This is a genomic window from Kitasatospora sp. NPDC029367, assembly GCF_055569135.1.
The window spans coordinates 91560-114570 of sequence record NZ_JBVHYH010000005.1; the positions used below are offsets into that span (position 1 = coordinate 91560).

The 23011-nt window shown below is 72.9% G+C and carries 20 protein-coding genes; 11 read left to right on the plus strand and 9 right to left on the minus strand.

Going from position 1 to position 23011, the window contains the following annotated elements; genetic code table 11:
• Nucleotides 1-173 precede the first annotated feature (173 nt).
• Complete coding sequence (locus tag ACZ4W5_RS05205; RefSeq protein WP_465652954.1) at nt 174-995, minus strand: ABC transporter permease subunit; 822 nt, start codon at nt 993-995, stop codon at nt 174-176.
• Complete coding sequence (locus ACZ4W5_RS05210; RefSeq protein ID WP_360231626.1) at nt 992-1921, minus strand: ABC transporter ATP-binding protein; 930 nt, start codon at nt 1919-1921, stop codon at nt 992-994. The genes ACZ4W5_RS05205 and ACZ4W5_RS05210 overlap by 4 nt, the downstream gene beginning before the upstream one ends.
• A gap of 302 nt (nt 1922-2223) precedes the next feature.
• Between ACZ4W5_RS05210 and ACZ4W5_RS05215 the strand changes: the two genes are divergently transcribed.
• The 3 genes from ACZ4W5_RS05215 (at nt 2224) to ACZ4W5_RS05225 (ending at nt 5485) form a co-directional block, all read left to right on the plus strand.
• On the plus strand, nt 2224-3768 hold the full coding sequence (locus tag ACZ4W5_RS05215) for an MFS transporter (protein ID WP_465652956.1): 1545 nt from the start codon (nt 2224-2226) through the stop codon (nt 3766-3768).
• 106 nt (nt 3769-3874) lie between these two features.
• The gene (locus tag ACZ4W5_RS05220) at nt 3875-4264 is read left to right on the plus strand and encodes an SCO5389 family protein (protein ID WP_402489443.1); all 390 of its coding nucleotides are present in this window, start codon (nt 3875-3877) and stop codon (nt 4262-4264) included.
• Between the two features lie 189 nt (nt 4265-4453).
• Entirely contained in the window at nt 4454-5485 is a 1032-nt protein-coding gene (locus ACZ4W5_RS05225; protein WP_465652958.1) for an LLM class flavin-dependent oxidoreductase, read from the plus strand.
• A gap of 79 nt (nt 5486-5564) precedes the next feature.
• Here the strand turns inward: ACZ4W5_RS05225 and ACZ4W5_RS05230 are convergent, their stop codons facing one another.
• The gene (locus ACZ4W5_RS05230; RefSeq protein ID WP_465652960.1) at nt 5565-8099 is read right to left on the minus strand and encodes a collagenase; all 2535 of its coding nucleotides are present in this window, start codon (nt 8097-8099) and stop codon (nt 5565-5567) included.
• Nucleotides 8100-8429: 330 nt separating this feature from the next.
• Between ACZ4W5_RS05230 and ACZ4W5_RS05235 the strand changes: the two genes are divergently transcribed.
• The gene (locus ACZ4W5_RS05235; RefSeq protein ID WP_465652962.1) at nt 8430-11051 is read left to right on the plus strand and encodes a collagenase; all 2622 of its coding nucleotides are present in this window, start codon (nt 8430-8432) and stop codon (nt 11049-11051) included.
• A gap of 101 nt (nt 11052-11152) precedes the next feature.
• On the opposite strand, the gene ACZ4W5_RS05240 is transcribed toward ACZ4W5_RS05235, so the two are convergent.
• Nucleotides 11153-12172, minus strand: a complete 1020-nt coding sequence (locus ACZ4W5_RS05240; RefSeq protein ID WP_465652964.1) for a GDP-mannose 4,6-dehydratase — start codon at nt 12170-12172, stop codon at nt 11153-11155.
• A complete protein-coding gene (murG, locus tag ACZ4W5_RS05245) occupies nt 12169-13419 on the minus strand; it encodes an undecaprenyldiphospho-muramoylpentapeptide beta-N-acetylglucosaminyltransferase (RefSeq protein ID WP_465652966.1) in 1251 nt (416 codons plus the stop codon). Before murG ends, ACZ4W5_RS05240 begins: the two co-directional genes overlap by 4 nt.
• Nucleotides 13420-13602: 183 nt before the next feature.
• Between murG and ACZ4W5_RS05250 the strand changes: the two genes are divergently transcribed.
• Both ACZ4W5_RS05250 and ACZ4W5_RS05255 read left to right on the plus strand, forming a co-directional pair.
• A complete protein-coding gene (locus tag ACZ4W5_RS05250; protein WP_465652968.1) occupies nt 13603-14292 on the plus strand; it encodes a response regulator transcription factor in 690 nt (229 codons plus the stop codon).
• Complete coding sequence (locus tag ACZ4W5_RS05255) at nt 14289-15677, plus strand: sensor histidine kinase (RefSeq protein ID WP_465652970.1); 1389 nt, start codon at nt 14289-14291, stop codon at nt 15675-15677. Before ACZ4W5_RS05250 ends, ACZ4W5_RS05255 begins: the two co-directional genes overlap by 4 nt.
• A gap of 14 nt (nt 15678-15691) precedes the next feature.
• Here the strand turns inward: ACZ4W5_RS05255 and ACZ4W5_RS05260 are convergent, their stop codons facing one another.
• Nucleotides 15692-16258, minus strand: a complete 567-nt coding sequence (locus ACZ4W5_RS05260) for a Uma2 family endonuclease (RefSeq protein WP_465652972.1) — start codon at nt 16256-16258, stop codon at nt 15692-15694.
• Nucleotides 16259-16456: 198 nt separating this feature from the next.
• Here ACZ4W5_RS05260 and ACZ4W5_RS05265 point away from each other — a divergent pair, with 198 nt between their 5' ends.
• A complete protein-coding gene (locus ACZ4W5_RS05265; RefSeq protein WP_465652974.1) occupies nt 16457-17464 on the plus strand; it encodes an NADP-dependent oxidoreductase in 1008 nt (335 codons plus the stop codon).
• A 76-nt stretch (nt 17465-17540) separates the two neighbouring features.
• Here ACZ4W5_RS05265 and ACZ4W5_RS05270 read toward each other — a convergent pair whose 3' ends face one another.
• Nucleotides 17541-18311 carry a phosphotransferase gene (locus tag ACZ4W5_RS05270; protein ID WP_465652976.1) on the minus strand — a complete coding sequence of 257 codons (771 nt, stop codon included), beginning with the start codon at nt 18309-18311 and terminating at the stop codon, nt 17541-17543.
• Between the two features lie 98 nt (nt 18312-18409).
• Nucleotides 18410-19237: a LysR family transcriptional regulator gene (locus ACZ4W5_RS05275; RefSeq protein WP_465652978.1), complete on the minus strand. Its 828-nt coding sequence runs from the start codon at nt 19235-19237 to the stop codon at nt 18410-18412.
• Between the two features lie 67 nt (nt 19238-19304).
• Here ACZ4W5_RS05275 and ACZ4W5_RS05280 point away from each other — a divergent pair, with 67 nt between their 5' ends.
• From ACZ4W5_RS05280 to ACZ4W5_RS05295, 4 genes are all read left to right on the plus strand, one after another.
• Nucleotides 19305-20201, plus strand: a complete 897-nt coding sequence (locus tag ACZ4W5_RS05280; protein ID WP_465652980.1) for an NAD(P)H-binding protein — start codon at nt 19305-19307, stop codon at nt 20199-20201.
• A gap of 226 nt (nt 20202-20427) precedes the next feature.
• Complete coding sequence (locus ACZ4W5_RS05285) at nt 20428-20823, plus strand: hypothetical protein (RefSeq protein ID WP_465652982.1); 396 nt, start codon at nt 20428-20430, stop codon at nt 20821-20823.
• A gap of 128 nt (nt 20824-20951) precedes the next feature.
• Nucleotides 20952-21284 carry a putative quinol monooxygenase gene (locus ACZ4W5_RS05290; RefSeq protein ID WP_360231674.1) on the plus strand — a complete coding sequence of 111 codons (333 nt, stop codon included), beginning with the start codon at nt 20952-20954 and terminating at the stop codon, nt 21282-21284.
• 134 nt (nt 21285-21418) lie between these two features.
• Nucleotides 21419-22177 (plus strand): IclR family transcriptional regulator, encoded by a 759-nt coding sequence (locus tag ACZ4W5_RS05295; protein WP_465652985.1) that lies wholly within the window; start codon nt 21419-21421, stop codon nt 22175-22177.
• A 25-nt stretch (nt 22178-22202) separates the two neighbouring features.
• Here the strand turns inward: ACZ4W5_RS05295 and ACZ4W5_RS05300 are convergent, their stop codons facing one another.
• The gene (locus tag ACZ4W5_RS05300; RefSeq protein WP_465652987.1) at nt 22203-22955 is read right to left on the minus strand and encodes a DUF4389 domain-containing protein; all 753 of its coding nucleotides are present in this window, start codon (nt 22953-22955) and stop codon (nt 22203-22205) included.
• Nucleotides 22956-23011: the final 56 nt, after the last annotated feature.

Sequence of the window (23011 nt, forward strand, 5' to 3'; positions counted from 1 at the left end):
CAGTGCCCCCCCTCCCCCTCGTCCTACTGTGGCTCTTTGGGTTTTTTGCCGGTCTTCTTGGAGCACGGCACCCCTCCCCCTCCCCCCCCCCCCCCCCCCCCCCCCCCCCCCCCCCGTACGGCCGTGAACGGTCCGACCGGAAGGTCAAACCGCTCACGGCCGTACGCACGTCGTCAGGGCGCGAGGTCCCGGCGCAGCAGCAGCGGGACGGCGGCGCCGAGGCCCGCGATCCCGACGGCCGCGAGCACGACGAACGACCCCCAGGCGAAACCGCCTCGGGCGAGCGCGTCCCCCGGGGTGTAGTAGTGGAACGGGCTCAGGTAGCGCAGCGCGGCGGCCGGCTGCCAGGCCAGGGCGATGAAGTTGACGGCGAACCCCACGGCTCCCAGGGCGATGGTGGCTCCGACGACCTGGGCCCGGTGTCGTACCGCGGCCGAGACGGCCACGGCCGGACCGGCCAGGCTGAGCGAGAACGCGCACCCCAGGACGCCGGCGGCGAGCACACCCCGCAGCGGGACCGCGTGGTGGAGCGCGGGGGAAAGGGCCACCCCGGCGCCGATCGTGAGCGTGGCGACCCCATTGAGGGCCAACGAGACCACCAACACGGCCGCCACCCGCTCGCCCAGCAGCCGCAACCGCGAGATCGGACGGGCCATCAGCAGTTCCACGGTGCCGGACTCGATGTCGGCCGCGACGGCCGCGGCGGCCAGCGAGCCGATGGCCGTCAGCTGCATGGCGATCCAGAAGGGGTGCACCAGGCCGGCCCCCAGCATGCCGGGATAGCTCGCGATGGACACGCCCCCGGCCGAACCCGAGAACGCCTTCAACGCCTTCGGGACTCCTCCGCCCGCGCCACCGAAGAGCTGCACGGGCGGCACGGCGCGGACGACCACCACGATCAGGAGCTCGAACACGACCATGCCCAGGGCCAGGAACGCCAGCATCCGGCGCCGCCGGTGGAGGGCCAGCCAGAACAGGGGGAACCGGGCTCTCACGGCCGTACCTCCTGCGCGTCGACGTCCTGCCGGTAGAGGTCGAGGAACGCCTCGTCCAGTCCGGCCTCCTCCACCGACAGGTCCGTCACCGGCAACTCGGCCAGCAGCCTTCCGAGTTCACCGACCAACTCCGCCGGGGAGATCAGCAGCTGCACCTCGGCGCCGCGCCACTGCGGCGACCACCGTTCCATCCCGGGCAGCTCCCGGGGGACCGGCCCGTCGCCCAGCACCAGCCGGACCCGTCGCGCGCGCTCCTCGCGCAGCTCCGACACCCTCCGTACCGCGACCAGCCGCCCTTCCCGGACGAGTGCGACCCGGCCGCAGGCCCGCTGCACCTCCGGCAGCACATGGCTGGAGAGGAGCACCGTGCGACCGGCGGCCGCCGCCTCCGTGAGCAGTTCGAAGAAGACCTCCTGCACCAGCGGGTCCAGGCCCTCGGTCGGCTCGTCCAGCACCAGCACCTCCGGGTCGTGCTGGAAGGCCTGGACCAGGCCCAGCTTCTGCTTCATCCCGCGCGAGTACCCCCGCACCGGCCGTGCCAGGTCGCCCGCCGTCAGCCCGAGGCGCTCGCACAGGGTGCCCCGGCGGGACGTCGGAGCCCCCTGGAGGTCCCCGAGCATCCGGAGCGTCTGCGCTCCGGTCAGCTCGGGGTACAGCCGAAGCTCCCCCGGCAGGTAGCCCAGCCGTGGCGCCAGCTCGCGGTGGTCTCCGACCGGATCCAGCCCGAGCACGGACACCCGCCCGGAACTGGGCCGGAGCAGACCCACCAGACACCGGATGGTGGTGGTCTTCCCGGCCCCGTTCGGGCCGAGGAACCCGAACACCTCACCGCGCTCCACGACGAGGTCGAGTCCGTCGACACCCACCTCGCGTCCGTAGAACTTGCTCAGCGCGGCCAGCTCGATCGCCGGCCCGTTACGATCCATACCTGCCTCCCGCCCGTCCGACACCGTCGGCGGTCGTCGTGGTACCACCAGTGCACCGCATCTGCGGCGGCGGGAACAGGGTCCACCGGGTTCTCCGTCCTCGGCCACCGGCACCTCGGGGAGATGACCCGTCCCGGCGACGGGTGACAACCGCAGGCCCCACCTGCGCGTGCCGTCCGAAAACTGATGGTTGTCGGTAATGAACGGTTGTGTTCCCTATCGCCCGGCGCTACCGTCGGTAGTGGCGAACGAATCCGTCCCCCTGCCCCCGCGTTCGCCCCCGAGCCATTGGGGAACCTGCCATGGCGACCTCGCGTGCCCTGGCCACGGCTCCGCCCGCGACCGCACGTCGGGGCCAGCACCCAGGGATTGCCCTCACCGTCATCGCGGCCACCCAGCTGATGGTGGTCCTCGACATCACGATCGTGAACATCGCCCTGCCGCACATCCAGCAGGCCCTGAGCTTCTCCACGACCAACCTGTCCTGGGTGATCAACGCCTACACGCTGACCTTCGGCGGCCTGCTGCTGCTCGGCGGCCGCGCGGGCGACATCCTCGGCCGTCGGCGGGTGTTCATCGCCGGCGTGCTGCTGTTCAGCTTCGCCTCGCTGCTCGGCGGGGTCGCCCAGTCCTCGTCCTGGCTGCTGGCGGCCCGGGCGTTGCAGGGCGTGGGCGGGGCGATCGCCTCGCCGACGGCGCTGGCGCTGATCGCCACCAACTTCAAGGAGGGCCCGGAGCGCAACCGGGCCTTCGGCGTCTACTCCGCCGTGGCCGGTGCGGGCGGGGCCGTGGGCCTGCTGCTCGGCGGCATGCTGACCTCCTGGCTGTCCTGGCGGTGGGTGCTGTTCGTCAACGTGCCGATCGGCATCGCGATCGCCCTGCTGGCGCCGCTGTACATCAACGAGTCCGAACGCCACCCCGGGCGCTTCGACCTGACCGGCGCGTTCACCGCCACGGCGGGCATGGTGTCCCTGGTGTACGGCTTCATCCGGGCCTCCGACCACGGCTGGACGGACGCCGTCACGCTCACCTCCTTCGGCCTCGCGGTGGTGCTGCTGTCGGCGTTCGCCGTCAACGAGCGGCGGGTCCCGCAGCCGATCACCCCGCTGCACCTGCTCCGCGACCGCAACCGCTCCGGCGCGTACGGGCTGATGCTGTGCGTGGCCGCGACGATGTTCAGCATCTTCTTCTTCATCACCCTGTTCGTGCAGGAGATCCTCGGGTTCAGCCCGCTGCGGGCCGGGTTCGCGTTCCTGCCGATCAGCGTGGCCATCGTCGGCGCCGCCCAGTTCGCGGCGCGCAGCCAGATCCGGTGGGGCCCGAAGCCGTTCCTGGTCGCCGGGTCGGTCCTGGTCCTCAGCGGGGTGTTCTGGGCGACCCGGATCGACCTCCACAGCACCTACGTCGGCGGGATCCTCGGACCGACGCTGCTGTTCGGCTTCGGGATGGGCTCGATCTTCGTCCCGGTGATGCTCACCGTGGTCTCGCACGTGGCCCCGCACGAGACCGGGGCGGCCACCGGCAGCCTCAACGCCATGCAGCAGGTGGGCGGTTCGCTCGGCCTCTCGATCCTGGTGACGGTGTACGGCACCGCCAGCCGCAACGAGGCCCGGCAGCAGGTCGGGGCATTCCTGCGGCAGGCCAGCCCGCAGCAGGCCCTCCAGTTCAGGGCGACCGGCAGGCTCCCGGCGCCGTACTCCTCGGACGTCCTGGTGCACGGCATCACCAGCGCCTTCCAGCTGGGCCTGGTCTTCGCGGCGCTGGCCGTCCTCATCGCGGTGTTCGTCATCAAGGTGCGGCCGGCGCCGGGGGCGCCGGGCGTCAGCCCTTCGGGGGGCGGTACTTGACAGGGCGTCGGGGCGTCCAGGACAGTCCTTAGCGCACATGGTTTTCATCTTCGTTAACCATTTCCCCGTGCGCGTCCCGAGCGCGCCCCCGCGAAAGAGGACCCCCATGTCGCTCGACGTCTCCCCCGCCCTGCTCGACCAGGCCCGCGCCGGCCACGTCGACCAGGCCGACTTCCTCGACACCGTCCGCACCTCGCTCCCGTACGCCTACCAGGTCGTCGCCGGGCTCAGCACCGAACTCTCGGACGGCGAAGCCGAGTTCACCACCGACAACACCACCCCCAGCGACGAGCAGCGGGCCCAGCTGCTGCGTGCCCTGGCCAGCAACGCCATCCGCGGCAGCCTGGAGGAGCACTTCGGCGTGAAGCTCGCCTTCGTCAACTGCCACCGCGTCGGCGCCTTCCGGCCCGGCTCCGAGGACAGCGCGGCGTACCGCGAGTTCACCTCGCTGCACAACCAGATCCGCAACCAGAGCCCGGAGCTGCGCAGCTGCTGACCCGGCGCGCGGCCGGGACGGGCGCCCACCCGGGAACGGGGGCGCCCGTTGCGCCCTGTTGCGCCGCGTTACGGCCCCTTGTCCGGATCCCGCGCCGATCTTGTGGCACCGCGCGCGGTCTGCGTACGGTCGACGGGCACCTCCCGTCCGGCCCTCCGGGGCCGCCAGACCCCCCGCGGAGCCGCCACCATGCCGCCCTCCCCCCGCCCGCTGCGGAAACTCGGCTTCCTCACCATCGGCCTCTTCGACGAGGCGGACCCGCGCCGGGGCCACGAGTCCACCCTCGACCTGATCACCCTCGGCGAGCAGCTCGGCTTCGACAGCGCCTGGCTGCGCCACCGCCACCTCCAGTTCGGGATCTCCTCCCCGGTCGCCGTCCTCGCCGCCGCCACCCAGCGCACCAGCCGCATCCAGCTGGGCACCGCCGTCACCCCGCTCGGCTGGGAGAACCCGCTGCGGCTCGCCGAGGACCTCGCCACCGTCGACCTGCTCTCCGGCGGACGACTCAACCCCGGGTTCAGCGTCGGCCCGCCCGTCCACTACGAGCACGTGCGCGGCGCGCTCTACCCCGACACCGGGGACCACGAGGACTTCTCCCCGGCCCGCGCCGAACGCTTCCTCGCCCTGGTCCGCGGCGAGGACGCCTCCGACTTCGCCGGCACCGAGGGCATCGAGGTGTACTCGCGCAAGGTCCAGCCGCACTCCCCCGGGCTCGCCGACCGGCTCTGGTACGGCGCCGGCAGCCTGCGCTCGGCCCGCTGGGCGGGCGAACAGGGGCTCAACCTGCTGACCAGCAGCGTGGTCAAGCCCGAACCCGGCGACGACGCACCGGACTTCGCCGCCATCCAGGCCGAGCAGATCCGCGCCTTCCGGGCCCACCACCCCGACGGCGAGCACGCCCGGGTCTCCCAGGGCCTGGTGGTCATCCCCACCGACGGCGCCACCCCCGAGCAGCGCGCCAGGTACCGGGCCTACGCGCTCTCCCGCACCCCGCGCACCCTCGCCCCACAGGGCCCGAACCGACTGCTCTTCGCCCCCGACCTGGTCGGCAGCTCGGCCGAGCTCGCCGAACGCCTGCACGCCCACGCCGGGTTCCGGGAGGTGGACGAGGTCGCCTTCGCGCTCCCGTTCGACTTCGAGCCCGAGGACTACACCCAGATCCTCACCGACCTCGCCACCCACCTCGGCCCCGCCCTCGGCTGGACCCCGCCTGCGGGATGACACCGGACGACGCCGGATGACGACGGACGACGGACGGTGGCCCGGAGCGGGTGCTCCGGGCCACCGTGCGGCGTGCGGGTCAGTACTGGGTGGTGATGGTCACGCCGCTGAAGTCGGTCTGGGCGTAGAGGCTGATGTAGCGGTAGCCGGCCGTGGTGTTGGTGACGGTCAGGCTCTGGTTGGTGGTGCCGTTGGTGGTCGAGCCGGTGGTGTAGGCGTTCGGGGTGGCCCAGGTGTCGGGGTTGTAGAGCAGGTACGCGGTGCCGGTGCCGCCGGAGCTGGACACCTTCAGGGTGGTGGTGCCGGCCGGCAGGTAGATGTAGTAGTACGCCAGGTTGCCGGCGGTGGCGGACTGGTTGGTGCGGGAGCAGTTCTTGTCCAGCACCCGGGCGTCGGCGGCGGTGCAGCCGCTGAGGCTGCCGACCGTGACGGACTGGGTGACGGTGTTGGTCTTCCCCTTGCCGTCGGTCACCGTGAGGCTGACGTTGTAGCTGCCGGCCGCGGTGTAGCTGTGGGCGGGGTTCCGGCTGGTGGAGGTGGCGCCGTCACCGAAGTTCCAGGCCCAGGAGGCGATGGAGCCGCCGGGCTCGGTCGACTGGTCGGTGAACTGGACGGCCAGGCCGGTCGGGGCGGCGCTGAACGCGGCGGTCGGGGCGCCGCCGACCTCGCAGGCGCCGGCGGCGCAGGCGTCCAGCCAGGTGTTGAACTCGGCGTCGTAGGCGGTGCCGATCGAGTTGTAGGTCGCGTAGCCGCCGGTGTAGTCCCCGGTGCGGAAGTGGCCCAGCATGTTCTGGATGACGTCCGGGTGCTTCTCGGCCATGAAGCGGACGGCCAGGTAGCCCCACGGGTAGGTGCGGGTGGTGTCGCTGTTGTCGTAGGTGTTCTGGAACAGCGTGCTGAGCGCGTAGGTGTGCTTGGGCGCCTCGGCCATCGCCCCGGTGTCGGTGACGTTCCGGTAGGTGTAGGACACGTACTCGGCGACGCCCTCGATCCACCAGACGTCCGGCACGGATATCTGCTGGTTGAAGGCGCCCTTCAGGTCGAGGCGGCCGTCGAGGGCGTGGGTGTACTCGTGGTTGAGGTTCCAGACGCCCGCGGTGAAGCCGTCGTCGCCGTTCTGGTAGGTCAGCGAGAGCGGCTGGTTCCCGGGGGCGGTCGGGTCGCCGATCAGGGTGATGCCGCCGTTGTTGGTGCTGACGCCGTAGATGCCGCCCGCGTAGGTCTGGTAGTCCTGCGGGGAGGCGAAGACCACCAGCTGCAGCGAGTTCTCGTACTGGCCGGCGATCGGGCCGCTGTCCTTGACCAGCTTGTGGAAGAACGGGTCCTGGTTCTGCAGGCTGGCGCAGACGGCGGCCAGGTCGGCGGCGGTGAGGCTCTGCGCCAGGATGGTGTGGGTGGCGTCGCAGGTGTGGCTGACCGGCAGGGCGGCGGCCTTGAGCTGGTCCGGCAGGTTGCAGACGCCGTAGTACGAGCAGTTCGCCTTGTCGTAGAAGGCGGCCATCCCGGCGACGCCGACCCAGAGCGACGCGGTGGGGCCGGTGATCGAGGAGACGTCCATCAGGCCCTTGATCAGCGGGCGGACGGTGGAGACCAGGGCGGGGTGCTCGATGAACCGGGCCGCCTCCAGGCCGGCGTTGGAGACCAGGAAGGAGTTGGTACCGCCGAGCATGCTCCGGTGGTTGAGGGCGAAGCCGTCCAGGGTGCGGATGATGCTCGGGTCGGCGGTGGCGGCCGCGACGAAGTCGGCGTTCTGGTGGCCGCGGAAGAGCGGGGTGTACACGCTGTTCGCGAAGTTCACCATGTACCAGGACGCGTCCCATGAGCTGGTGTACGCGTTCAGCACCCGCTGGTAGGTGCCGAGGTAGTGGGCCTGGAGGTTGGCGCTGTCGCTGAGGATCATCGCCTGGCCCGCGACCTGGCCGTTGCCGTCGTTGACGTCCAGGAAGTGCGGGCTCGCCACCAGGGTGTCCAGCGCGGCCTGGACGGCGGCGGTGAGCGTCGCGTCGTAGCTGCCGACGTCGCCCGGGCGGTAGTACTGCACGTAGTAGCCGGCCTGGAGGAAGTAGACCAGCTGGTAGATCCCGGTGGAGTTGTCGCCGGTGTACGAGGCGGCGGCGCTCTTGAGCCCGTTGGCGGCCGCGAGCATCTGGCTCTGCTGGAACACCCCGTGGGCGTCACCGCCGGTGAGGCGGAAGAGCGAGCTGATGCAGTCGACGGACGAGCCCTGGATGAAGGCCGCCAGGGCGGAGCCGCTCCGGCCGCTGAAATCGGCGGGGGCGCAGGAGGTGGCGGCCGGGGCCTTGGCGAGCCTGGGGGCCGGGGCCTTGGGTGCGGCCGACTGCGGGGAGCGCGGCGGGAGTTGGGCGGGGGCGAGGCGGCCGGCCTGGGTCTGGGCGTGGGTGTCGAGGCCGAAGGCGGTGCCGGTGGGGGCCGTCCCGCCGGGGTGTGCGGACGGGGCGGCCTGGCCGGGGGCCTGACCGGCGGCCGGGCTCGCCTGGGCACCGGCCTGCACCGTGGGGGCGGCGAGGCTCGGGGCGGCGGCGAGGCCGGTGACGGCGGTGGTCGCGGCGGCGAGCACCGCGAGCGAACGGGGTAGCCGGAGTCGGTGACGCATCGTCACTCCTTGCTGGGGGGTGTGGGGGTGGGCCTCGGGCAGCTGCTGCGGAGGCCGTCGCCTGGCACCGTGCCACGGTTGCCGCACCACAATCAATAGGGTGTGACATGTCACTTTGATTCGTGCACCCGAGCTTCGGATGCGAAGCACAGGAGCCGGTGGAGCAGCCGACGGGGGCGGTCCGCGAGGCCCTGCACGGACCCTTGCGATGACATATAACCTGTGACATTGTTCTGACCCTGATTCCGGTGACAGGTCACACGTCAACTTCCCCTCCGCCTCGTGGCCGACGCCGCGTCACCTCCCCCACCTCAGGACAAGGACACCGCAGTGCGTCTGCGCCAATCCCTTCCGCTCCTGGTGGCCGCCGCCCTCGCCGGGCCCGCCACCCTGCTCCCGACCCCGGCCCTCGCCGCGTCCCCGGCGTCGGCCACCGCCACCGCCTCGGCCGCCGTTGCGGCCCCGGCGGCCGACGGCCGGGCCCCGGCCGCGCCGACACCGTTCGGCGCAGAGATCGCGGCCCCGTCCTCCTCCGAGGACCTGGGCCGCACCACCGCCCCGCTCCCGCCGGAGCTGCTCGGCCAGGCGCTCCAGCCGACCGGAACGGCCGTCCAGAACGCCCAGGCCGGCCGGACCGCCGAGGCTGCCCAGAATGCCCAGAACGCCCAGCACCCGAAGGCCGCCGCCACGGCCCAGCACGCGCTGACCGCCCCGGCGCCCGCCGCGGCCGGCTGCGCGGCCTCGGACTTCGGCGGCCGCAGCGGCGCCGACCTGGTCGCCTTCGTCCAGGCCTCGACCACGGACTGCGTCAAGACGTTGTTCAACGTCACCGGCACCGACGCGGCCAACGTCTTCAAGCAGTCCCAGATGCTCGCCGTCGCCAACGCCTTCCGGGCCCAGGCGGGGAAGTACACCGGCGACAACTCCGGCAACCTGCTGCAGCTGGTGCTCTTCCTACGCGCCGGCTACTACGTCCAGTCCAACAACGCGAGCACCGTCGGTCCGTACGACGCCACGCTCACCGCCGCCGTCCAGGCCGGCCTGGACGCCTTCTTCGCGACCGCGCACCGGACGGACGTCAGCGACGCCAACGGCACCGTGCTCAGCGAGGTGCTGGTCCTGACCGACAGCGCCAACATCCAGGCCCACTACCTGAACGTCTACCAGCAGGTCCTGAACGCCTACGGCAACGGCTACAACGCCTTCCCGAAGATGGTCAACGCCGTCAACTCGGTGCTGTGGGCGCCGCTGTGGCGGGCCAACTGGAACCCGGACTACGTCAGCGCCGTCACCGCCGACCCGGGCGTGGTCACCACGCTGGCGAACTTCGCCCAGAACCACAAGGACCTGCTCACCACCCCCAACGCCTTCCTCGCCGTCAACGCGGGCAACGACCTGGCCCGCGCCGCCGGTGACGGCCCGGCCGTCGAGGCCGTCGCCAAACCGCTGATAAAGCGGGTGCTCGACAGCACCCCCATATCCGGCGCGGTCGGCAAGCTGTACGTGTACACCGCGTACAACGCCAACCGGTTCGACAACGCGCAGTGCTCCTACTACGGCACCTGCGACCTGCCCGGCAAGCTCACCGCCGCCGTGCTGCCCAACACCCTCGTCTGCGACAACCGCACCATCCGCACCGAGGACCTCACCGCCGCCGAGCTGGCCACCGTCTGCGCGAGCCTGCGCGGCGAGGACACCTTCTTCCACAACCTGGTCAAGGACAACGGCCCGATACCCGGCCAGTACGGCAAGACCATCACCCTCGCCGTCTTCGCCAACCGGGACGACTACCAGACGTACTCCTGGGCGATCTACAACAACTCCACCGACAACGGCGGCCAGACCGTCATGGACGTCACCGACCCCAACAACAAGCCCGTGTCGGTGATGTACAAGAAGTCGTACCTCGACGGCTTCCCGGCCAACGTGTGGAACCTCAACCACGAGTACACCCACTACCTCGACAACATCTACGACATGAAGGGCAACTTCGGCACCGAGATCTCCGTCCCGGACATCTGGTGGATCGAGGGCGTCGCCGAGTACGAGTCCTACGCCTACCGCGGCACCACCGACACCCAGGCGATGGCCGAGGCCGCCACGCACCGGTACAAGCTGAGCACCGTCCTCCAGAACACCTACGACAACTCGGACACGGTGCGCACCTACCCGTGGGGCTACCTGGCCGTCCGGTACATGGTCGAGAAGCACCCCGCCGACGTCCAGAACATGCTCGGCCACTTCCGCACCGGCGACTACCAGGGCGGCTACGCCGTCTACAACGGCCTCGGCACCTCCTACGACGCCGACTTCGACACCTGGCTGAACGCCTGCGCCGCCGGCGCCTGCTACGCGGACGGCCCGACCGCCCTCTTCGGCCAGTCCGTCAACGGCGCCACCGTCACCCTCACCGACAAGTCCGTGGAGACCAACTCCCCTGCCTCACTGGCCTCCTGGCACTGGACCTTCGGTGACGGCAGCAGCTCCGAGGACCGCAACCCGGTCCACACCTACGCGGCCGCCGGCACCTACACCGTCAACCTGACCGTCACCGACAGCGCCGGCAAGTCCGCCAGCACCCCGACCTCGGTCACCGTCACCACCGGCGGCACCACCACCCTGCCGACCTGCACCGACCCGCGCACCGACGCCCTCGGCCAGAACTGCTCCCGGCCGGACCAGGCCCGCACCGCCGGGAACCTGGACTACTTCTACGTCTACCTGCCGGCCGGCACCAGCACCCTCAAGGTCTCCACCTCCGGCGGCACCGGCACGGCGGCCCTCTACTACAACGCCGACACCTGGGCCTCCCCCAGCGCCCACACCGCCGCCTCCACCAACCCGGGCACCACCCAGAGCCTCACCGTCACCAACCCGGCGGCCGGCTACCGGTACATCAGCCTGTACGCCACCACCGACTTCAGCGGCGTGACCGTCAGCACCCAGTTCTGAGACGCCACTTGAGCGAACGGCCGAGCGGCGCGTCCCCCACCGGGGGCGCGCCGCTCGGACCGTGCTGGGCGCCGCTCGGGCCGGGCCGTGCTGGACGGTGCTCAGACCGCGTAGCGCTTCGGGTCGAACAGGTGGAGGTGCTCGGCCACCCAGGCCGAGGTCTTGGCCAGCCCCTCCTCCAGCGGGACCTCCGGCCGCCAGCCCGACCAGCTACGGGCGCGGGAGTTGTCGGACAGCAGCCGGTGCACCTCGCTACCCGCCGGGCGCAGCCGGGCCGGGTCGACCGTGATCTCGACATCGGTACGGCCGGAGGCGGCGATCAGCGCACCCGCCAGGTCGCCGATCGAGACCTCGCGCCCGGTCCCGAGGTTCACCGCCTCGCCGACCGCGCGGTCGCAGTCGGCGAGGGCGAGGAAGCCCTCGGCGGTGTCGGTGACATAGGTGAAGTCCCGGGTCGGGGTCAACGAGCCCATCCGCAACTCCCGGACCCCGGAGTGGAGTTGGGCGAGGATCGCGGGGATCACGGCGCGGGCGGACTGGCGCGGGCCGTAGGTGTTGAACGGCCGCACCACGGTGACCGGCAGTTCGAAGGCGTGGTGGAAGCTCAGCGCCATCATGTCGGCCCCGATCTTCGAGGCGGAGTACGGGGACTGGGGCTGCAGGGGGTGGTCCTCACCGATCGGCGCGCGCAGCGCCGTTCCGTAGACCTCGCTGGTCGAGGTGTGCAGAACACGCCGCACGCCGTGCCGCCGCGCCGCCTCCAGCACGTTCTGGGTGCCGACGACGTTGGTGTGCACGTACGCGCCCGGGGAGTCGTAGCTGTACGGGATCCCGATCAGCGCCGCCAGGTGGAACACCGTGTCGCAGCCCGCCACGGCGTCCGAGACCCGGCCCGCGTCGCGGACGTCGCCGGCCAGCATCTCGACCCGGTCGCTGCCCAGGTGGGCGGCGAGGTAGCCGCGTTCGGCGTAGGGCTTGTAGTGGACCAGGGCGCGGACCCGGGCGCCGCGGGCGACCAGCAGGTCGACCAGGGTCGAGCCGATGAAGCCCTCGGCGCCGGTGACCAGGACGGTGCGGTCGGCCCAGGCGGCGGTGGCGCTGGTGGTGGTGGCGGCAGTCATTCGGCAAGCTCCGTTTCGATGGTGCGGATCGGGGTCGGAATCGGGTTCGGGGTCAGAAGCGGGGTCGGTATCGGGTTCGGCGTCGCGGCCGGGACCGGCGTCACGGCCGGGCCGTGGGAACGGCCGGCCAGGCGGCGGACCCAGTCGGCCAGCAGGTCGGCGGCCCGGGCGTGGGTCCCCCCGGGCACGGCGGCGCCCATGGCGGCCAGCCGGGACGGGTCGGCCAGCAGCGGGTCGAGCACGGCGGCCAGGGAGTCCGCGTCGGTGTCGTCGTCGCGCAGGATCCGCGCCGCTCCCGCGTCGGCGAGCACCTTGGCGTTGTGGAACTGGTGGTCGCCGGGCGCGTGCGGGTACGGCACCAGGACGGCGGGCATCCGGACGGTGGCGAGTTCGGCCACGGTCGCCGCCCCGGCCCGGCAGACCACGACGTCGCTGGCGGCGTAGGCGAGGTCCATCCGGTCCAGGTACGGCACCGCCTCGGCGACGGCGTCCCCGCCGACGGCGGCGAGCCGCTGCCGGGTGTCGTCCAGGGCCTGCGGGCCGGTCTTGATCAGCAGCCGGACGTCCGTCCGGCCGCGCCAGCGTTCGGCCAGGCCGAGCGCGGCCTCGGTCAGCCGGCGCGCTCCGAGGCTGCCGCCGTTGAACAGCACCAGCCGCGCGCCGGGCGGAACGCCCAGCCGGTGGCGGGCCCGCGCGCGCTCGGCCTGCCGGTCCAACCGGGCCACCGCTCCGGTGAGCGGCATGCCGACGGTGACCGCCCGCTGCCGGCGCGCCTTCGGCAGGTGCTCCCTGGTCTCGTCGAAGGCGAGCGCGATCTGCGGGGTGAGGCGAGCGGCGAAGGCGTTGGCCCGCCCCGGCACGGCGTTCGACTCGTGGATCAGGCTGGGCAGTCCGGCCATCCGGGCCGCCAGCACGGCCGGCGCGGAGGCGTACCCGCCCATCCCCACCACGACCTGCGCCCGCTGGTCCTCGACCGCGCGCTGCGCCTGCTTGGCGGCGCGGACCAGGTCCGCCGGCAGCAGGTAGCGCCGGGCACCGAGCGAGGGGTCGAAGGGGATCATGTCGACGGTGTGCAGCCGGTAGCCCGCCTCGGGGATCAGCCGGGTCTCCAGGCCCCGGGTGGTGCCCACGAAGGAGATCACGGCGTCGGGGTCGGCCCTCCGCAGAGCCTCCGCCAAGGCCAGGCCCGGGTAGATGTGGCCGCCGGTGCCGCCGGCACCGATCACGACCGAGAGTGGTGTGTCCATGGCTCACCACCGTGGCGGGCCGGCCTAAGAGGGCTTTAAGAGAATGCGGGCCTTCGCCCGCTATCTTTCGGTATGCCCGGAACGGCCCGTGCGCCCGGAACGGCCGCGAGCACGTCACGGCCCGCGCGCACGGAACGGGCCGTCGGAGCAGGTCAACGGGGTACGAGGAGCGGAGGGTCGGCGGTGCGGATTCTGGTGGCGGACGATGACCAAGAGGTGCGGGAGGCCGTGGCCGACGGACTGACCGTCGAGGGCTACGAGGTGGTCACCGCCGTCGACGGCCACGACGCCCTGGCGAAGATCGCCTCCCACGAGCCCGACGCGGTCGTGCTCGACGTGATGATGCCGGTCCTCGACGGCCTCGCCGTCTGCCGCCAGCTGCGGGCCCTGCACGACCGCACCCCGGTCCTGGTGCTGACCGCGCGCGACAACATCGACGACCGCGTCGACGGGCTGGACGCCGGCGCCGACGACTACCTCGTCAAGCCCTTCGCGCTGGCCGAACTCACCGCCCGGCTGCGCGCACTGCTGCGCCGCGCCGCCTTCGACGCGCCCGGTGCCGAGGCCGACGCCGAACTGCGCTACGCCGACCTGGTCCTGGACCCGCGGACCCGCACCGGGCACCGCGGCTCCCGCCGGCTGGAGTTCAGCCGCACCGAGGCGACCCTGCTGGAACTGCTGCTGCGCCACTCCGGGCAGGTGCTCACCCGGGAGACGCTGCTGGAGCGGGTCTGGGGGCAGGACTTCGGCCCCGAGTCCAACTCCCTAGCCGTGTACGTCGGTTACCTGCACCGCAAGCTGGAGGCGGGCGGCGAACCGCGCCTGGTGCACACCGTGCACGGCGTCGGCTACCGCCTGGCCGCAGACTCGTGACCCTCCGCGTCCGGCTCGCCGTGGCGACCGCCCTGGCCGTCGCCACCGTCGCCCTCGGCCTCAGCTGGGCCGCCTTCGCGGTGATCCGCTACGAACTGACCCACCAACTGGAGCTGGAACTCACCCAGGCCGCCACCGTCGCCCTCCAGCAGCAGGGCACCGAACCGCCGGGCGTGCTCTCCGGGCAGTGCCGCTACCTGGCCGCCCCGGCCTGCACCCAGATCGTCCCGGCCGACCCGGCCCGCGACCCCCGGACGGCCGTCGCCCCGTACCTGTTCCCGGTCACCCCGGCCGTACGCGAGGTCGCCGCCGGGCAGCGCGCCGCCTATTTCAGCACCGCCACCGTCGCCGGGTTCCCGGCCCGGATGCTGGTCACGCCCTTCCGGGGCGGCACCGCCCTCCAGGTCGTGCTGCGCTCGGACGGGGTGGACCGCGCCGTACGACAGTCCGCGGCCGCGTTCGCCGGGCTCGGCGCCGCCGGGGTACTGGCGGCCGGGTTCCTCGGCTGGTGGGTCTCCCGGACGGGCCTGCGCCCGGTGACCCGGCTCACCGCCACGGTCGAACGGATCACCGCCACCGGCGACCCCCACCACCGGATCACCTCCCACGCGGCCACCGGCCGCCGCCGGGACGAGGTCAGCCGGCTCGGCGAGAGCTTCGACACCATGCTCGACGCGCTGGAACGCTCGGTCACCGCCCAGCGCCGCCTGGTCTCCGACGCCTCGCACGAACTGCGCACCCCGCTGACGGCGCTGCGCACCAACGCCGAACTGCTGGCCCGCGGCGACCGGCTCACCGACGCCCAGCGCGAACGGGCCGCCACCGCCCTGGGGCGGCAGCTGCGCGAGGTCACCGGCATGGTCAACGACCTGGTCGAACTCGCCCGGGACGAGGAGCCCCAGGCCCTGGTCGAGCGGTTCCGCCTGCTGCCCCTGGTCGAGCACGCCGTCACCTCGGCGCGCGGGCACTGGCCGGGCCAGGAGTTCACCCTCGCCGTCGGACCGGGCGCCGCCGAGGCGGTCGTGCCGGGCGTCCCCGCCCGGCTGGTGCGGCTGTTGGGGAACCTGCTCGACAACGCCGCCAAGTTCGGCGCCGGACGCGGACCGGTGGAGGTCCGGGTGGCGCTGGCCGGCGACGGCGGCGACACCCTGGAGGTGTCCGTCCGCGACCACGGCCCGGGCATCGCCACCGAGGACCTCCCGTACGTCTTCGACCGCTTCTACCGCTCCGACACCGCCCGCAGCCTCCCCGGCTCCGGCCTCGGCCTCGCCATGGCCCGCCAGATCGCCCGCGCCCACGGCGCCGACCTCGTCGCCCGCGAGACCGACCCCCACCACGGCGGCGGCGCCTGCTTCGCCCTCACCGGCCTGCCGGTCGAGCACTGAGCTCGGACGGCGGTTCAGAACCTGGTGGTGTCGAGGTCCACCTCGAAGGGCTCGGGGAGCCGTACCGGCACGCCGAACGGGTGCGGGCCCTCCACCCGGGTGTAGCCGAGCTCGCCCGGCTGGGAGAACAACGTGCAGGCCCCCTCCTGGCGGTCCACCAGCAGGTAGAGCGGAGCGCCGAACTGCGCGTAGCGACGGCGCTTCACGGTCCGGTCGGTGTCGGCGTTCGACGGCGAGGTCACCTCGACCACCAGGAGCGTCTGGTCCGGCAGCAGGGCTCCCGCCGACTCGAAGAGCTCCTCCGGCAGGACGGCCATGTCCGGCAGGTAGAAGTCCTGCGTGCCCGGCAGATCGAGATCGCCCGAGCCCGCCAACAGGCCCAGCTCGTCCATGCGGCGGCCGAGCTGCTTGCCGATCAGAGCGGTGGCGCGCTCATGCGCCCAGGACGGTGACACGGGGGTGATGACACCGTCGATGAGCTCGACGCGTTCACCCGCAATGTGCTGAATCGCGTACTTCAGAGCCTGCTCCGGATTCGGTACCTGGCTGTAGTCGCCGGGACCGATCTGCGCTGTGCTCACTGGCCGTTCTCCTCTCCGGCGCCGGTCTCCGCGCTCGGGGGCTGCCCGGCGGAAAGACTATCGGTGCCTCGACCCCCTCCTCCGCGCTTCACCACGCCCGACCCACTGAATCCGGACACTCACTAGTCATATGATTAAGCGCTTGCTTAGACTCGGCACCTGTCCTTCCAGCATGCGAGTACGCCACCAGGAGTCGTCATGACCGACGTCAACCGTCAGATCCGCCTTGCCCGTCGACCGGTCGGGGAGGTCCGGCCGGAGGACTGGGCGTACGGGGAGGAGCCCGTGGGGGTGCCCGGGGACGGGGAGTTCCTGGGGCGGACGCGGTACGTGTCGCTGGACCCGGCGATGCGCGGGTGGCTGGACGACCGGCCGTCCTACCTGCCGCCGGTGGGGCTGGGCGAGGTGATGCGGGCCGGGGCGGTGGCCGAGGTGGTCGCGTCCAACCACCCGAAGTTCCGGGTCGGCGACCACGTGGTGGGCTCCTTCGGGGTCCAGGACTACGCGGTGTCGGACGGCAAGGGCGTGGTCAAGGTCGACCCCGCGCTGGCCCCGCTTCCCACCTACCTCGGGGCGCTCGGGATGCCCGGGATGACGGCCTACTTCGGGCTGCTGGAGGTCGGCGCGCTCAAGGAGGGCGAGACCGTGGTGGTCTCCGGCGCGGCCGGGGCGGTCGGCACCATGGTCGGGCAGATCGCCAAGGTGAAGGGCTGCCGGGTGGTCGGGATCGCCGGCGGGCCGGAGAAGTGCGCGCTGCTGACCGAGGAGCTCGGCTTCGACGCGGCGATCGACTACCGCGCCGAGGACGTCCGCAAGGCGCTGCGCACCCACGCTCCGGACGGCATCGACGTCTACTTCGACAACGTCGGCGGCCCGGTCCTGGACGCCGCGCTGACCAGGCTGGCGATGCACGCCCGGGTGGTGGTCTGCGGCGCGATCAGCCAGTACAACAACGAGGACTCGGTGCAGGGCCCGTCCAACTACCTGTCGCTGCTGGTGCGGCGGGCCCGGATGGAGGGCTTCGTGGTCTTCGACTACGCCCGCCGGTACGCGGAGGCGGCGGCCGAGATCGCGGGCTGGATCGGCGAGGGCCGGATCAAGGTGAAGGAGCACCTGGTCGAGGGCACGGTCGCGGACTTCCCGGAGACCCTCGGGATGCTCTTCCGCGGGGAGAACACCGGCAAGCTGGTGCTGGGCCTGGTCTGAGCCCCGAGCCCTGGACGCACCCCGGCTGGCTGGACGCACCCCGGCCGAACCGGCCGCACCGGCCGACTCAGCCGGCTCAGCCCTCGAGCAGGGTCGCGCGCTCGGCGCGGAGCCAGCGGCGCTCGGCCGTCATCTCGGCGGCGTCGCCGCGGGCGAGGAAGGCGGCCCACGGCTGCTCGCCGCGCCCGCCGAGCCGCTCGATCCGGGCCGCCTCCCGGGTCTGGAGCGCGTCCAGGGCGTCGAGCACCGCCTCCGGCCGCTCACCGTAGGCGGTGCACAGCGCGTCCAGGCGCTCCCGCAGCACCCCGGGCCCGCTGACGGCGGCCCGGCGCTGCTGCTCGACGGAGCGCAACGGCACGGCGTACCAGGCGAGTTGGGCGAGGTCCTCGACGGCGTGGCCGGGCGCGGCGAAGTCCCAGTCGATGAAGCCGGCCAGGTGGTCGCCGTCCCATACGGCGTTCCACGGGCCCAGGTCGCCGTGCCGGATGACCAGGCCGGGCCGCCACTCCTGCTCCGCGCCCTGCCAGCTCGCCCCGGCGGGCGGGCGGAAGTCCCGGACGGCGTCGTGGTACTCGCGCAGCCAGCGCCCGAGGGCGCGGACGCCCGTGGTGGAGCGCAGGACGGCCGGCCAGGGCGCGAAGGCGGGTTCGCCGTGCAGCAGCGAGAGCACCTCCTCGCCGCCCTCGAGGGCGATCGGCCGTGGGGACCGGGTGAAGCCCGCCGCCTCCAGGTGGGCCAGCAGCGCGTGGACGGCGGGCGTCCACGGCCCGACCGGCCGGCGGATGGTGTCCCCGATCCGCCGCACCGTGGTCACGCTGCCCCGGTCCGTTGCTCTGTCCTCGATCACCGGGGCAGCGTAGCCGTCTCCGCAGGTCGGCGTCGCGCGGTTTCCCGCCCGGGCGCCCCGGCCGATAGGCGCGCCGTGCGGTCAGGCGGGTGGCGCGGTCAGGCGGGCCGCAGCGTGGCGGTGGCGATCTCCAGGAAGTCGCGCAGCGGCTTGCCCCGCCGGTCGGCCAGGTCCGCCAGGTCGGCCGGGACGGCCAGGCAGGTCTCGACCCCGGGGACGTCGGTGACGGTCCGGTGGACGAGGTCGGGCCGGGCGTAGGAGCGCGCCACGCTCAGCGGCAGCAGGGCGATGCCGTGCCCGGAGGCGATCAGCTCGAACTTCTCCTCCAGGGAGGCCGTCCGCCGGACCGGTGCGTCGAGCATCCGCTCGCCGACGAGGTCGGCGGTGGTGAGCTCGGCGCGGGCGGCCAGCGGGTGCGTCGCGGGCAGGCAGGCGACCCGGGGCTCGTGGCCGATCGGGATGGTGCACAGCCCCGTGTCGTCGAACGGCCGTCGCAGGTAGGCCACTTGGCAGCGGCCGTCGCGCAGCGGCGCGTCCTGCTCCCACCAGCGCGCCGGGACGAGGTCGGTCTCGACGTCCGGGTGTCGCAGCGCGAACGCGCGGATCGCCTCCGACACGTGCAGGCCGGGTGAGAAGGCGACGACCAGCCGCCGGGTGCCCTTGTCGGCGTCGTGCACGCGCTGCACCGCCGCGGCGACGGCCGCGAGGATCCCCCGCGCCTCCTCCTGGAGCTGTCGGCCGGCCGGGGTCAGTTCCACGCTGCGCGTGGTCCGGACCAGCAGGGTGCACTCCAACTCCTGCTCGATGGCCCGGATCTGACGACTGAGGACGGGTTGGGTGATGAAGAGCTGCTCCGCCGCCCGGCCGAAGTGCCGGTGTTCGGCGACCGCCGCGAAGTAGCGGAGCTTGCGCAGGTCGAGATCCATGCCTGGAAGGTATCAATGCCCAGGAAGGGTATTGGACGCCGCAGTTGGCCGGCCCGAGACTCGACACATGATCGTCATCACCACTCCCACCGGCCAGATCGGCGGCCGACTCCTCGACCTCCTGCTCACCGGACCGCGCGCCGCCGCCGAGGAACTGCGCGTGGTCGTACGCGACCCGGCGAGGCTCCCGGAGGCCGTCCGGGCCCGCGTCGACGTCGTCGCCGGCTCCCACGACGACCCCGAGGTCGTCGACCGGGCCTTCACCGGCGCGCACGCCGTCTTCTGGGTCGTCCCGCCCACGCGGCAGGCGCCGAGCCTGGACACCGTCTACTCCGGGTTCACCCGGGCCGCCGCCGAGGCCCTCACCGCCCACGGCGTCCGGCACGTCGTCGGCGTCTCCGCACTCGGCCGCGGCACCCCGGTCGCCGACCGCGCTGGGCACGTGACAGCCTCCCTGGCCATGGACGACCTCCTCGCGGGCACCGGCGCGGCCTACCGGGCGCTCGCCAACCCCTCCTTCATGGACAACCTGCTGTGGCAGAGCGCCTCGATCCGGGACCGCGGCGTGTACACCTCCACCGTCGCCGCCGACCGCCCGGCGCCGCTGGCGGCGACCCGGGACATCGCCGCGGCCGCCGCAGACCTGCTGCTCGACCGCTCCTGGACGGGGACCGGCGAAGTCCCGGTGCTGGGCCCCGAGGACCTCTCCGCGAACGACATGGCGCGCGTCATGTCCGAGGTCCTCGGCCGCCCGGTCCGCTACGAGCGCCAGTCGCTGGACGACTTCCGCGCCTCGCTCGCCGGCCAGGGCTACAGCGAGGCGCTGGCGAACGGCTACCTCGACATGATGCGCGCCAAGGACGACGGCCTCGACGCCGGGGTCGAGCGCACCCCGCGGACCGCGAGCCCGACGAGCTTCCGCCAGTGGTGCGAGGAGGTGCTCAAGCCGGCCGTCCTGGCCTGACCGCCAGGCGCCGCACCCGTCCCGCCGGGGGGGGGGGGGGGGGGGGCCGGTGGGGCCCCCCCCCGCGTGTGGGCGCCCCCTACGGGGGGGAGGGGGTGTACCAAACCCGCCCGCCTTGCCCTACCCCCAGGGCCCCCCCCCCCCCCCGCGGGGCGGCCCCCGCCCGTTGCCGTTCCCCCCCCAACCCGGTTGACGTCCCCTCCGGACGGATGATCGGCTCCTCCCCATGGACGACCGCAAGCCCGACGACCGCAAGCCCGACGACCGCCTCCCCGCCGACCACCTCCCCGCCGAGGCGGTCGCCCTCCTGGAGTCACTCCTCGCCGCGGACACCCCCGCCTTCCGCGCCCTGCGCGCCCAGATCCCCCACCTGCGGGTCACCGGCGGCTGCGAGTGCCCCTGCCCCAGCCTGGACCTGGCCCTGGCCGACCCGACCGCCGCACCCGCCGCACCCGTCACCGACACTCCCGCCGCCGAGGCCACCGTGGTCGACGCCGACGGCACCCCGATCGGCGGCGTCATGGTCTTCGTCACCGAGGGCCGGCTGTCCTACCTGGAGGTCTACTCCTGGGCCGACGAGCCGATCACTCATCTCCCCTCCCCCAACCGCCTCCTGCCGTAGCGGCGCCGCGGGGCCCCGGCAGGGACGGTTTCCGGCATGGGTGGAATCGCGGTGCCGTGCGTTCCCCGGGCCGGGCGGCGGTCGGGCAGGGTGGGGGTTCGACCGTCTCCCCGACCCGAGAGAGCGCCATGATCTTCATCACCGTGAAGTTCCCCGTCCGCCCCGAGCACAGCGCGCAGTGGCTCGACATCGTCGCCGAGTTCACCGAGGCCACCCGTGCCGAGCCGGGGAACCTGTTCTTCGACTGGTCCCGCAGTGTGGACGACCCGAACGAGTACGTGCTCGTGGAGGGGTTCCGGGACGGCGAGGCCGGGCGGGCGCACGTCGAGTCGGCGCACTTCCGGCAGGCCATTGAGACGCTGTCCGGCGCGGTCGCCGCCAAGCCCCGGATCATCAGCGTCGACCTCCCCGACCGCGAGGGCTGGGACCTCATGGGCGAGATCACCCCGCGCGAGGGCTGAGCCCAGCCGGGCACGTCCCAGCCAGGCCCGGCCCGGACGCCGAGCGGGCCGGACCGGGGGCCGGTGGCCTCCCCCGGTCCGGCCCCCGGCAGACTGGACGGGTCACGCAGCACCAGCAGGAGGAGCACCCCGCCATGGCCGGGCAGACCGGGCCGCGCGCCGCCGACCGCACCCTGGAGGTGCTGGAACTCGTCGCCGGGTCACCCTCGCCCGTCCCGGCCAAGGCGCTCGCCCGGAGCCTCGGCTGCGCCCTGTCGACGGCCTACACCCTCCTCGCCCCGCTCACCGAGCGCGGCTACCTGGTGCGCACCGACGGCGGCTACACCCTCGGCTACCAGGTCTCCGCCCTCCACCGCGCGTTCCAGCGGCAGATGGGCCTCACCGACGGCATCGACGGCGTGCTGGCCCGGATGCGGCACACCACCCGCGCCTCGGCGAACTACGTCGCCTACCAGGGCGACGGCCTGGTGATCGCCGACGTGCGTACCGTCGCCGCCGACGGCGACCAGCGGCCCGACCTCACCGTCGGCGTCGACCCGCGCTCCCACGCCTACGCCCACGGCAAGATCGCCCTGGCCGCTGCCGGCCCGGCCGCCCGCCGCCGCTACCTGGAGCAGCCCGGCCTGCGCCGCTTCACCCCGCACACGATCGCCTCCGTCGAACGGCTCGACGAGGAGCTGCGGCGGATCCGCCGCACCGGCGTCGCCCTGGACGTCGAGGAGGCCCGGCCCGGCCTGGCCTGCCTGGCGGCCCCCGTGCTCGGTACGGACGGCTCCGTGATCGGCAGCGTCTCCCTCGCCGTCCGCCCCGAGGAGCTGCGCGCCCGCCGCCACCAGCTGATCGCCGCCGTCAAGCAGGCCGCGCAGGAGGCCGCCCCGGTCCACCGGCCCTGACGCCCGGCCGCCCGGCCGCCCGCCGTCAGTGCGGGCCGGGCACGAGCGGGGCGATGACGTGCTGGGTCGGGTTGACGCCGTTGTCCTCGTCGTTGTCGTCGGTGTTCACCGAGGTGGTGACCGAGCTGGTCGCCCAGGAGACCAGGCCGAGGATCAGGAAGAGGACCACCAGCCCGCGCCCGCCGCCGCTCAGCACCAGCGGACGGGTGGCCGACACCCGCTCGGGCTCGCTGTTCGGCTCCTCGCCGAACAGCCGCTTGGGGTAGGCGGAGGTGAGCATCACCAGGTAGGCGGTGTACCGCAGCTGGTAGCGCAGGATCGCGGTCGTGGCCTCGTACAGCGGCTGCGGCATCCGGCCGAGGATCAGCACCACCAGCCAGCTGATGAACGAGACCATCCACCAGCCCGCGTGCAACAGGCCCTGCACGATCGAGGCGGGGATGACCAGGATGATGCGGAAGAGTACGGCCAGCCGGTTCAGTTCACCGGGCCGCAGCTCGACCTGCACCGGGTACTCGGGGGCGCTGAACCGGAACGGCGGGTAACGGTCCACGGTGAGCATCAGATACGCGGTGACCCTCGCCTCGTACGGGACGAACGCGGTGAGGTAGTCCGCGACGAAGCCGGGCAGCCGCCCGAGCACCAGCGCACCGAACCAGCCGATCACGGTGACCACGAACGCCACCAGGGACAGCACCCACAGCACCACGAACTGAGGGATCAGCAGCAGCAGGCGCAGCAGCACCGTCCAGCGGTTCTGCGCGGCGGGCGCCGGCATGTCCAGGACGGGAAGCCACTCACGGCTGACGGGGGCGGGGGGAGCCTGCCACATCC